Origin of the sequence: Corallococcus interemptor, from assembly GCF_003668875.1 — a bacterium.
In the GTDB taxonomy this organism is placed as follows: domain Bacteria; phylum Myxococcota; class Myxococcia; order Myxococcales; family Myxococcaceae; genus Corallococcus; species Corallococcus interemptor.
Genome location: NZ_RAWM01000110.1, coordinates 17,878 through 30,452, shown reverse-complemented (window position 1 = coordinate 30,452; position 12,575 = coordinate 17,878). Strand labels below are relative to the sequence as shown.

At 71.1% G+C, this 12,575-nt stretch carries 6 protein-coding genes; 5 read left to right on the top strand and 1 reads right to left on the bottom strand.

The features are described from left to right. Window positions 1-46 precede the first annotated feature (46 nt). The 5 genes from D7X96_RS29515 to D7X96_RS29495 all read left to right on the top strand — a co-directional run bounded on the left by D7X96_RS29515 (window position 47) and on the right by D7X96_RS29495 (window position 10,382). Complete coding sequence (locus tag D7X96_RS29515) at window positions 47-1,093, top strand: SIS domain-containing protein (protein ID WP_244219771.1); 1,047 nt, start codon at window positions 47-49, stop codon at window positions 1,091-1,093. Continuing rightward, a complete protein-coding gene (gene nagA, locus D7X96_RS29510; RefSeq protein WP_121771282.1) occupies window positions 1,093-2,265 on the top strand; it encodes an N-acetylglucosamine-6-phosphate deacetylase in 1,173 nt (390 codons plus the stop codon). Before D7X96_RS29515 ends, nagA begins: the two co-directional genes overlap by 1 nt. Window positions 2,266-2,322: 57 nt before the next feature. Continuing rightward, window positions 2,323-4,083, top strand: coding sequence for a glycosyl hydrolase family 18 protein (locus D7X96_RS29505; protein ID WP_121771281.1), 1,761 nt, complete (start codon window positions 2,323-2,325; stop codon window positions 4,081-4,083). Window positions 4,084-4,343: 260 nt separating this feature from the next. Beyond that, a complete protein-coding gene (locus tag D7X96_RS29500; RefSeq protein WP_121771280.1) occupies window positions 4,344-8,006 on the top strand; it encodes a DUF3857 domain-containing protein in 3,663 nt (1,220 codons plus the stop codon). Between the two features lie 84 nt (window positions 8,007-8,090). After that, window positions 8,091-10,382, top strand: a complete 2,292-nt coding sequence (locus D7X96_RS29495; RefSeq protein WP_199746905.1) for a hypothetical protein — start codon at window positions 8,091-8,093, stop codon at window positions 10,380-10,382. Between the two features lie 12 nt (window positions 10,383-10,394). On the opposite strand, the gene D7X96_RS29490 is transcribed toward D7X96_RS29495, so the two are convergent. Then, on the bottom strand, window positions 10,395-12,566 hold the full coding sequence (locus D7X96_RS29490; RefSeq protein WP_121771279.1) for a bifunctional alpha,alpha-trehalose-phosphate synthase (UDP-forming)/trehalose-phosphatase: 2,172 nt from the start codon (window positions 12,564-12,566) through the stop codon (window positions 10,395-10,397). Window positions 12,567-12,575 lie beyond the last annotated feature (9 nt).

Sequence of the window (12,575 nt, the reverse complement as noted above, 5' to 3'; positions counted from 1 at the left end):
TTAAGTCGTCGGCAGCGTCAGATGTGTATAAGAGACAGCCTTGCGCGTGGACCCCACTCCGACGAACTCCTCCCTGCCCGCCCTCGCACGTGAGGCCGCCGAGGCACCGGCCGCTGCCCGCCGGCAGCTCGAGCGCTGCCGCGACACCTTCGCCTACCTGGGCGCCCGCCTGCGCCGCACGCCTCCCCGCTTCGTCGTCACCTGCGCCCGGGGCAGCTCCGACCATGCGGCCGTCTACGGCAAGTACCTCATCGAAACCACGCTGGGCCGCGCCGTCGCCTCGCTGGGCCCCAGCGTCGCGTCCGTCTACAACACGCGCTCCCTGGAGCTGCGCGACGCGCTCTTCATCGCCGTGTCCCAGTCCGGCCAGAGCCCCGATCTCCTGCGCATGACCGAGGCCGCCCGAGCAGGAGGTGCCGTCGTGCTCGGCTTCATCAACGACGAGACGTCACCGCTGGCCGCGCTGTGCGACGTGCGCATCCCGCTGTCCGCCGGCCCCGAGCACAGCGTCGCCGCCACCAAGTCCTATCTGCTCTCCGGGCTCGCCTTCCTCCAGCTCGTCGCGCACTGGTCGGACTCCGCGGAGCTGCATGACGCCGCCCGGCGGTTCCCGGACGCGCTGGAGGCCGCAGGGAAGCTCGACTGGTGGCCGGCGCTCGCGACGCTCAAGGACGTCAGCAGCCTCTACGTCGTCGGCCGGGGCAGCGGCCTGGGCGCCGCGCTGGAGATGGCCCTCAAGCTCAAGGAGACCTGCCGTCTGCACGCGGAGGCCTTCAGCACCGCGGAGGTCCTCCACGGTCCGCTCGGGCTCGTGCGGCCGGGCTTCCCCGTGCTCGCGCTGGGACAGGAGGACAACGCCGCGCAGGGCACGCGCGACGTCGTGAAGCGCATGGTCGAGCTGGGCGCGAACATCCACTCCGCCCTGCCCGTCCCCGGCGCACAATCCCTGCCCACGCTGCCGGACCTCCCCGCGGCGCTCGCGCCCCTGTGCCAGGTGCAGAGCTTCTACTTCGCGGTGCACCAACTCGCGACGGCGCGAGGACTCGACCCGGATGCGCCCGCGCACCTGCGCAAGGTCACGGAGACCGTGTGATGCCCACCGTTCTCCAGGGCGCTCGCGTCTTCACCGGGGACCAGGTCCTCGAAGGTCACGCCGTCGTCATCGAGGACGGCACCGTCCGAGCGGTGGTGCCCCAAGCCGAAGCTCCCACAGGGGCCACCGTGCACACGCTGCCAGGTGACACACTCCTGGCCCCCGGGTTCGTGGACGTGCAGGTCAACGGCGCGGGCGGCGTGCTCTTCAACGACACGCCCACCGAAGAAGCCGCGCTCGCCATCGCCGCCGCCATGCGCACGTGCGGCACCACGGGCCTGCTCCCCACGTTCATCACCGACGACGCCGCCCGCATGCGCGAAGCCTGCGAGGCCGCGATAGCCGCCACCGCGCGCCCCGGCGGCGGCGTGCTCGGCATCCACCTGGAAGGCCCCTTCATCAGCCGCGAACGCGCGGGCGTCCACGTGCCGTCCTTCATCCGCACGCCCGACCCGCGCGACCTCGACTACCTCACCGCCCTGCCCCGCCGCTTCGCCGCGCACGGAGGCCGGGTGCTGATGACGCTCGCTCCCGAGTGCGTGGACGACGCCACCCTGCGCCGCCTCGTCACCTCCGGCGTCGTGCTCAGCGCGGGCCACACCGCCGCCACCAGCGAGCGCACCTCGCAGGCCCTGAACGCAGGCGTGCGCGGCTTCACGCACCTGTTCAACGCCATGCCCCCGGTGATGAACCGCCAGCCCGGCCCCGTCGCCGCCGCGCTCACCCATGACGACGCGTGGTGCGGCGTCATCGCGGACGGCGTGCACGTGCACGCGGACAACCTGCGCCTGCTGCTCAAGGTCAAACCGCCGGGCAAGGTGTTCCTCGTCACGGACGCCATGCCGCCCGTCGGCACGCCCGTCACGTCCTTCACCCTCCAGGGACGCACCATCCTGCGCCGCCACGGCCGCCTGGAGACCGAGGACGGCACGCTCGCGGGCGCGGACATCGACCTCACGGCCGCGGTGCGCCACTGCGTCCACGCGCTCGGAGTTCCCCTGGAGGAAGCGCTGCGCATGGCGTCGCTCCATCCCGCCACGTTCATGGGACTGCATGGCCACCGGGGCCGCATCGCTCCCGGCCATCGCGCGGACCTCGTGCTGTTGATGCCGGACCTTTCCGTCCACAGCACATGGGTGGGCGGACAGCCGAAATCCAAAGCCAGCCATTAACCCGGAAAAATGGGTGCGTGACTCCTTCCGCGTGTACCGCAGGCGAGGAGAATACGAATGCGTCGTAGCAAGTGGATTGTGGGCCTGGTGGCGTCCGCGCTGACCGTCGCTGGCTGTGGTCAGGAGTCCTCCGCTCCCGAAGCCGAAGGTCCGGGCAGCGTGATGAAGGCACCGCTGGAGGCCGCGTGGGCCGTGGGCGTCGCCTACTCCGTGGGCACGCGCGTCACCTATGAAGGCCGCGTCTATGAATGCCGTCAGGCCCACACGTCCCAGGCGGACTGGACGCCCACGGCCGTGGCGGCGCTGTGGCTGGACCTGGGCCCCGTGACGGGCGGCGGCGACACCACCGCCCCTGTCGTCACCGCGTCGAGCAGCAGCACCAGCGTCACCGCCGCGGGCTCCATCACCATCTCCGCCAGCGCCACGGACAACGTGGGCGTGACGAAGATTGAAATCCTGGAGAACGGCACCCTCGTCGCCACCGCGTCGTCCTATACGCGCGGGTTCTCCGGCTCCGGCCAGAACGGCACGTACACGTACACCGTGAAGGCGTACGACGCCGCGGGCAACGTGGGCACCAAGACCGTGAGCGTCGAGGTGGAACTGCCCGGCACGCCTCCTCCGCCGGGTGGCAAGAAGATCGTCGGCTACTTCACCGCGTGGGGCATCTACGGCCGCAACTACCAGGTGTCCAACGTCCCGGCGTCGAAGCTCACGCACATCAACTACGCGTTCTCCAACATCTCCCCGGACGGCAAGTGCATCCTCGGCGACCCGTTCGCGGACATCGACAAGGGCTTCGGCTACCCCGGTGAGTGGGACCCGGGCGCGCTGCGCGGCAACTTCCGCGCGTTCAAGGAGCTGAAGAAGACCAACCCGAACCTCAAGCTGCTCATCTCCATTGGCGGCTGGTCCTGGTCCAAGTACTTCTCGCAGGTGGCCGCCACCGCCGCGTCGCGCACCGCGTTCGTGAAGTCCTGCGTGGACCTGTACGTGAAGGGCCAGTTCCCCGGCGTCACCCCGGCCAACGGCGTGGGCGTGTTCGACGGCATCGACGTGGACTGGGAGTACCCCACCGGCGGCGGCCTGCCGGACAACATCAGCAGCCCCGCGGACAAGGTGAACTACACGCTGCTCATGCAGGAGTTCCGCACCCAGCTGGCCGCCGTCACCTCGCAGACGGGCCAGCCCTACCTGCTCACCATCGCGTCGGGCGCGTCACCGGACCTGCTCGCCAACAAGCAGGAGACCGTGAAGCTGGCCGGCATCCTCGATTGGATCAACGTGATGTCCTACGACTACCACGGCGCCTTCGAGAGCACGGTCAACTTCCACTCCGCGCTCAACCGCGTGACGGGCGACCCGGGCGCCAACGACGGCTTCTACACGGACGGCTCCATCGCCAGGATGCTCCAGCTGGGCGTGCCCGCTTCGAAGATTGTCGTCGGCGTGCCCTTCTACGGCCGCGGCTGGGGCAACGTGCCCAACGTGAACAACGGCCTGTTCCAGTCCGGCGTCCCCACCAAGGGCACCTGGGATGACGGCCAGTCCGGCCTCACCGGCGTGTTCGACTACAAGGACCTCAAGGCCAACTACGAGCGCGCGGGCTCCGGCTACTCGAAGTTCTTCCACCCGGAGAGCAAGCAGGCCTACGTCTACAGCCCCACGACGAAGGTGTGGGTGGCCTACGACGACGTGCAGAGCATGAACGCCAAGTCGGACTACATCCTGGCCAAGGGCCTGGGCGGCGCGATGTTCTGGGAGCTGAGCGGCGATGACGGCAGCCTCGTCAACGCGCTCTACGACAAGCTCCACTGACGCCGTCCCTCACGGGGACGCACACCCACCGGGGCCGGCACGGGCATCCATGAGCCCGCGCCGGCCCTGTGCGTTTTCGCGCGCGGGCCTTCACGGGCCCACCCCGCCCCACACCGGTCCGGCATAGAGTGGGGCGCGGATGGGTTGCCTGCCCGCCGTCCGGGGCCACATGCAGGGGAAGGCCGTGACGGGTCCGCCTGTTCACTGGCGTCACCGCCCCCTGCCTGCCCCCGGGCGCCGTCGAACTTCGAGGAGAACGGATGTCGCGTTTCACATCGCTGGCCGCACTTGTCGTGCTCACCTGCCCCGTGCTGGGGCTCGCGAAGCCGAACGCGGACGACCGGGCCCGCGAGTACGCGGCCGAGGCCGTCAAGGCCGCCAACTCGCCGCGCGGCGCCGCCGCCCTCCTGCGCATGCACGCGCTGGTGGATGACGTGGAGGACCTCACCCCCCTGGTGAGCACCTACCAGCAGATTGCGTCCCGCCGCACGTCGGACGTGAACACGCGCACCACCGCCCAAATCCTGCTCATGGACGCGGAGCGTTCGCGCGGCCGGATGGTGCGCGCCAACGAGGTCCGCCAGTGGCTGGGCTTCGTCAACGACTACTACGTCGTGGGCGGCTTCGAGAACGAGGGCAAGGCCGGCTGCGACACGGACTTCGGTCCGGAGGCCGCCAACCTGGACCTCACCGCGCGCTACCCCGGCGCCAAGGGCCACGAGGCCACCTGGCGCAAGCTGTCCGTCAGTTCCGCGGACGGCTACGTGGACCTGGCCACCGCGGTGCGCCCCAACAAGGAATCCGTCGCGTACGCGCTCACCTGGCTGGAGGTGCCGCAGGACACGCGCGTGCCGCTGGCGCTGGGCACCTCCGGCGGCTACCGCCTGTGGGTGAACGGGCAGCTGGCCTCCAAGGAGGACCGCTACAACCTGCCGCGCCCGGACCAGACGCGCGTGTCGGTGAAGCTCAAGAAGGGCCTCAACCGCGTGCTGGTGAAGGTGTGCCAGGAGTCCGGCCCGCTGGGCTTCTACCTGCGCTCGGAGTCCGCGTCCGCCCGCGCCTCGCTGCCGGCCAAGGCCCCCGCCCTGGAGCGCATGCCCGCGCCCGCGCCGCAGCCCCTGCCCACGCTGACCTCGTCGCTGCGCGCGCTGGTGGAGAAGAACCCGGACGACGCCCAGCTGCGCGGCGACTACGCCCAGGTGCTGTCCTTCTTCCGCGCGTATGACGAGCGCGAGCACACCGCCAGCGCCGAGGCCGCGCTCGCGGCGGAGACCGCCCCCAACGACGCGCGCCTGCAGCACCTGGCCGCCAACACCCAGACGGACGACCTCAACGAGCGCCGCCGCTTCCTGGAGGCCGCCGTGAAGGCGGACCCCACCTACGCCCCGGCGCGCCTGGCGCTGGCGGACCACGAGCTGGACCGCGGCCACCCGGAGCGCGTGCAGCCGCTGCTCGCCCCCCTGATGGAGGTGGAGGACGGCCGCAACGTGCCGGGCGCGCGCCTGCTGCTCGCCCGCGCGGCGGAGGCCCTGGGCGAGCGCGCCCGGGCGCACGCGCTGGTGGAGGAGGCCTTCCGTCAGCAGCCGCGCGTGCCCCGCGTGGTGCGCGTGGCCGCCGCCGCGTCCCGTCAGCTGGGCCGCGACCAGGAGGCCATGGACCGCATGCGCGTGGTGCTGGCGCTGCGCTACGACGACGCCAACACCCGCCGCCAGCTGGCCTCCATGCTCGCGGACGCGGGCAAGGTGGACGCCGCCGAGCGCGAGTACGCGAAGCTCACCGACCTGAACCCCTTCGACAACGGCAGCCGCGTGCGCCTGGCGGAGCTCAAGGCCGCCAACGGCGCCGTGGAGGAGGCCGCCGTCCTCTTCACGGAGGCCAAGGCCCTCTCCCCGGACGAGCCGGAGGTCTACGAGCGCGAGGGCCGCGCGCTGCTCGCCGCCGGTCAGCGCGAGCCCGCCCTGGCCGCCTTCGAGAAGTCGCTCCAGCTGCGCCCGCAGAACCCCGGCCTCAAGGAGGCCCTGCGCACGCTCAAGGGTGAGTCCGAGAGCGCGGGCACCCAGTACCTGGTGGACGCGAAGCCCCTGTCCAAGGAGGCCGAGGGCTACATGAACGAGGACGCCCTCTACCTCGTCGACAACACCTACGTGCGCGTGCAGAAGAGCGGCCTGTCCAGCCGCATGCAGCAGATGGTGGTGCGCGTGTACAACCAGCGCGGCGTGGACGCGTTCCGCAGCGTGCCGGTGACGTACTCGCCGGACCGCCAGGAGGTGCGCGTGCTGCGCGCCCGCGTGACGAAGCCGGACGGCTCCGTGGTGGACAGCTACGGCGACGCGGACCGCAACATCAACGAGCCGTGGACGGGCATGTACTACGACGCCCGCGCGCGCATCCTGTCGTTCCCGTCGCTGGCCGCCGGTGACACGCTGGAGCTCACCTACCGCCTGGACGACACCGCGCAGGACAACCTGCTGTCGGACTACTGGGGTGACGTGGAGAGCGTCCAGGGCGTCTACCCGAAGGTGCGCTTCCAGTACGTCGTGGACATGCCCAAGGAGCGGCCGCTGTACTGGAACAAGAGCCGCCTCGCGGGCGTGGAGCAGCAGCAGGAGGCGCCGGAATCCGGCCGCACCGTGTACCGCTTCGGCGCGAAGCACGTCTCCAAGGTGGTGCCGGAGCCGGGCATGCCGGGCTGGGCGGAGGTCGCGCAGAACCTGCACATCTCCACGTACAAGACGTGGGACCAGGTGGGCCACTACTGGTGGGGCCTGGTGCGCGACCAGTTGCAGCCCAACGCGGAGCTCAAGACGACGGTGGACCAGGTGCTCACCGGCGTGGACCGCAAGGACCAGCTGGCCGTGGTGCGCGCCATCTACTCGTTCGTCGTCACCAACACCCGCTACGTGGCGCTGGAGTTCGGCATCCACGGCTTCAAGCCTTACAGAGTCGACCGCGTGCTCGCGCGCCGCTTCGGTGACTGCAAGGACAAGGCGAGCCTCATCCACTCCATGCTGAAGGTGGCGGGCGTGGACAGCAAGCTGGTGCTCCTGCGCATGCGCAACCTGGGCGCGCTGGACGCGGAGCCCGCGTCGCTGGCGGCCTTCAACCACGCCATCGCGTACGTGCCGAAGTTCGACCTGTACCTGGACGGCACCGCGGAGTTCCACGGCGCCAAGGAGCTGCCCTCCGCGGACCGCGTGGCCAACGTGCTGGTGGTGGACCCCAACGGCACGAGCAACTTCCTCACGACGCCGGAGGCGAAGGCGGAGGACAACAAGACGACGCTGGCCATGGACGTCGCGCTGCGGCCTGACGGCGGCGCGGACGTGAAGGGGCAGAGCAGCGTGTCCGGCCAGTCCGCGCCGGAGTACCGCCGCGCCTACCGCCCGGAGTCCACGCGCAAGTCCACCTTCGAGCGCGCGTGGGCGCAGAGCTTCCCCGGCCTCACCGTGCGCGAGGTGAAGCTCAGCGACACCACCCGCCTGGACGACGACGTGACGCTGGACTTCGGCATGGGCATCCCGCGCTACGCGGAGGTGCTGCCCGGCGGCAGCCTGCGCTTCCTGCCCTTCGGCACGGGGCGCACGTATCAGCAGGCGTACGCGTCGCTCGCCGAGCGCCGCTTCGACCTGGTGATGCAGAGCCCCTGGGTGAACACCTTCAAGCTGCGCTACACGCTGCCCGGCGGCTACACCGTGGCGGAGATGCCGCAGGCGGTGGAGGAGACCACGAAGTTCGGCCGCGTGAAGCTCAGCTACCGCGTGGAGAACGGCGCCCTCATCGCCGACGGCGAGGTGGCCCTGTCCGTCGCCCGCATCAAGGCGGACGAGTACCCCCAGTTCCGTGAGTTCCTGGGCCGGGTGGACCGCGCCTTCGGCCGCCGCATCCTCCTGCAGGGGCCGGGGCAGAAGACGGCTTCGCGGTAATCGCGGACACTCGCGTCGCCTGCGGGTGTCACATGCGCACGGAGGGCTTGACCCGGACTCGGCCCTCCGTGCTTTAGCAGGGACATGCACCCTGCACGCGCGCTCGTCCTTGGCTGCCTGCTGCTGGCGACGGCCGCCACCGCCTCCCCCGTCGTCCAGGTCCCCGAAGGGGGACGGGCGGTGGAGGTCATCCCCAAGGGCGTGCTGTGCGGCCCCGTGCGCGGCGGCTGGGTGCTGGAGGGCCGCACGCTCAAGCCGCCCACGCGCGCGGATGACGCCAGCCGCACGCTGGAATTGAAGGTCGCCCCCGACGAGGCCTCCTGCGCCACGGCCACCGACACCGTGGTGGTGGTGGCCACCGGGCCCTTCCCCCGCATCGACAGCGGCTCCACCACGTTCTACCCGGACGACGGGCGGCTGGAGCTCAAGGGCGCCGGCCTGAAGAACGTGGCCATCGCCTGGTCCGGGACGCCCCGGGGCGTGGATCCGAAGGTGTCCTCCCTGGACGGCCAGGACGTCTGCATGGAGCCCAATGGCCCCAGCGAGTGCGCCGTCCCGCTGACGCCCGGCCTGCCCACGGACGCGGCGCTGTTCTGGATCCCCGCCTACGGCCGCAGGGGCGCGGACGTGTCGACGTACGACGCCAACGGGCGCTTCCTGGACGACGAATTCTTCCGCCTGCGTCCCGGCCGCACCGTGCTCACGCGGCCCCTGGTGCAGTCCTCCGGCGTGGACCTGTCCAAGGGCCCCGGCTACGCGGCGGTGACGCACTCGGAGGCCATTGCGTCCGTGGACTGCGGCACCGCGCGCTGCGAGGTGACGGAGGGCGCCGTGTCCATCCGCAACGTGCCGGGGTTGAACCCCACGGTGAGCTTGCGCCTGAGGCTGGTGCCGCGCGTGTTCTTCGCGAAGGGCGACGCGCTGGAGACCTCCTTCGCGGAGACGCTGCCCGTGCTCGCGTGCCCCATCACCGCGGTGGAGGGCACGGTGCTGCGCGACGCGGAGAACTCCGGGCTGGTGATGCGCCTGGACCCGGCCTGCGCGCACGACCCGCGCGGCCTCCTGTGGACGGTGAACGGCGCGCGCGTGCGGGTGGAGCGCGTGGTGAAGGCGCAGGACGGCACCTACGTGCTCTTGCGCACCAGCGGCACCAACGAGCCCCAGGTCGTCGTCACCGCCATCACGTCGCGCGTGGACGGCACGGTGGTGGCGTCCGACACGGCGGACACGCAGGCCGCGCCCGTCCCCCGCGCGACGCTGGAATTGCCCGGCCACGGCTCCATCGACTTCGTGCCCACCAACCGCCCCGCGGAGGTGACGGTGGCGTCCAACGGCGGCCTGGGCCGCTTCGTGCTGCGTCCGCTGGGCGGGGCCTACACCGTGACGGTGCGCGAGTCCGCCACGCTCATCCAGGGCGAGGCCACGTCCGGCGGCTTCGTGTCGCTGCGCTTCGGCTACCGGCTGCCCACGCTGCCCGCGGAGCTGGCCACGTCCGATTTGTTCCTCACCGACGAGCGCGTGCAGCGCGCGGTGCGCGAGGCCAGCGTGCCCACCAACGTGGAGAACCTGGTGGAGCTCATCTGCGCGGACAAAGAAGGCAACGACGAGCGGCTCTCCCCCAGCCGTCCGCACCGCGTGGAGTACGCCATGCGCAACACCTGCCGCGTCGTCGTCCACCGCGAGCGCCTGACGCCGGAGGAGGGCAACCAGGAGATCACCCTGCGCATCACCGTCACGAAGTCGGACGGCTCCGTGCGCGGCGAGAGCAGCGTGGACCAGCGCCTGTTCCTGCGCCCCAAGGGCGAGATGCGCGTCATCCCCGTGCAGGGCAACCTGGGCCAGTACGACCGCATCCTCGTGCAGGTGGCGCACGTGGCGGATGAGTCCCGCTATGCCCTCTCCACGGTGGACCGCACGGGGCTGCCGTCCGCACAGTGGACCGCCATCGTGCGCGGCGGCATGTTCCGCCTCTACACCATGGCCACCATCCCCGCGGGCCTCTACCGCGCGACGCAGCCCACGGGACAGCTGGCCATCAACTTCGGCGTGCTGTCGCGCCTGGCGCTGCTCAACAACGAGGGCCAGGAGCGCCTGCTGGGCATCGAGCTGGGGCTGATGGGCCTGGGCCTGGTGCCGCAGTCCGGGGACATCCAGTTCCCGCCCACGCTCGCGGCCGTGCTGGGGCTGGGCCTGCGGGTCCCCATCGGCCCGGGCGCGGCGGTGGGCGCGCAGGCGTGGATTGCCCGCGAGTTCCGGGGCGACATCACCCGGCGCACCAACGGCGACCCCAGCACCGACACCGTGGTGCCCTCCAGCAAGTGGTCCTTCATCTTCGGACCCAGCATCTCCGTGGGCAACGTGGGCTTCAACCTCTGAAGCCCCAGCGTCCTACTTGCCGAGCAGCGCCTTCAGGAACCGCCGCACCTCCGGAGGCCCCTCCACGCGGTAGCCCGCGCGCGAGTGCTTGTTGCCCGCGTGCACGGTGATGCCACCCGGGGGCACCGCGGCGAAGAGGTCCTCGTCCGTGACGTCGTCGCCCAGGGCCACCACGCGCACGTCCGGCGCCTCCCCCTTCAGGATTTCCGGCACCACGCGGCCCTTGTTGACGCCCTTGGGACGCACCTCCACCACCCGGTCCCCGGGCAGGATGTTCATGGGCTCATCCCCGAACTTCTCGTGGAGCAGCAGCCGCAGCTCGCGCGCCTGGAGCGCGCCGAACTCCGCGTCCACCTTGCGGTAGTGCCACGCGAGCGACGCCGTCTTCTCCTCCACGAAGGAGCCCGTCACCCGCGCCGCGAACGCGTCCAGCACGGGCCGCACCTTCGGCTTCCACTCGAAGGACACGCCCGGCAGCGCCTGCCACGCCTGGCCCCGCCGCATGCGCGACCACAGGCCGTGCTCCGCGTGCAGCCCCATGGGCAATTCGCCGAACCACGCGTCCAGCGTCTCGCGCGGGCGGCCGCTCACGATGTGCACGGACAGGTCCGGCCGGGCGCACAGCTCCCGCAGCAGCGTCATCAATTCCTCGTCCGGCGCGGCCAGCTCCGGCGTGGAGGCGAAGCCCACCAGCGTGCCGTCGTAGTCCAGGAGCAGCACCTTGCGCCCCGGCCCCTTGAGCGCGTCCAGGGCGGTCATGCCGTCCGGCAGCGGCGGCTTCTCCGCCACGGAGGGCAGCCCCTGGAGCCGGTCCAGGAAGCTGGCCACCCACCAGTGCACGTCGCGGGACTTCACGCCGGCGCGCAGGCAGCGCATGCGCTCCTGGCGCTCGGGGCCGGGCATCTCCAGCGCCTGCTCAATGGCGTCCGCCATGCCCTCCACGTCGTAGGGGTTCACCAGCAGCGCGTCGCGCATCTCCGACGCCGCGCCCGCGAACTCGCTGAGGATGAGCACGCCGTCGTCGTCCGGGCGGGACGCGCAGAACTCCTTGGCCACCAGGTTCATGCCGTCACGCACGGGCGTCACCAGCATCACGTCCGCGCCCCGGTAGAGGCTCACCAGCTGCTTCTCGTTGAGCGACCGGTAGAGGTAGTGCACGGGCGTGCTGTGCACGGTGCCGTAGAGGCCGTTGATGCGGCCCACCAGCTCGTCCACCGTCTCGCGGTATTCGGCATACGCCTGCACCTGCGTGCGGCTGGGCACGGCCACCTGGATGAAGCGCAGGCGCCCGCGCAGGGACGGCTCGCGCTCCAGCACGCGCTGCACCGCCAGGAGGCGCCGGGGGATGCCCTTGGTGTAGTCCAGCCGGTCGATGCCCACGAGCAGCCGCTCGCCGTGGGCGCGCTCCTTCAGCGTCTTCACCTCGTCCAGCACCGCGGGCTCGCTGGCCAGCGTCTCGAAGGCGGTGGCGTCGATGCCCATGGGGAAGGCGCCCACGCGCACCTCGCGCCCCTGGAAGAGGACGCGGTCCACGTCCGTGTCCAGCCCCAGGTGCCGCAAGAGCGTGCCGGAGAAGTGCCGCACGTAGCTCACCGCGTGGAAGCCGATGAGGTCCGCGCCCAGCAGGCCCTTGAGCAGCTCCACGCGCCGGGGCAGCGTGCTGAAGATTTCCGACGACGGGAACGGGATGTGGTGGAAGTACCCGATGCGCGCGTGCGGCAGGCGCTGGCGCAACATCCCGGGCACCAGCATCAGCTGGTAGTCATGCACCCAGATGGTGTCACCGGGCTGATAGTGCTTCGCGGCCAGGTCGGCGAAGCGCTCGTTCGCCTTGCGGTACGCGTCCCAGTCCCGGTCCTGCCGGGGGATGCGGTCCAGCATGTAGTGGCACAGCGGCCAGAGCACCCGGTTGGAGTAGCCCTCGTAGAAGCGGCTGACCTCGCTGGCGGACAGGTACAGGGGCACGCAGCGCAGGTCCGACAGCTGCTTCTCCACCTGCCCGCGCTGGGCGTCCGTCAGCCGGGAGACATCCCCGGGCCAGCCGATCCACAGCCCCCCGGAGCGCTCGTGCGGGCGGCTGAGCCCCGTGGCCAGCCCTCCGGCGCTGCGCCCCACGGAGACGGAATCCTTCTCCGCCTTGACGGTGACGGGAAGACGGTTCGAAACGAGCAGGAGTCGAGCCATAGACCCACT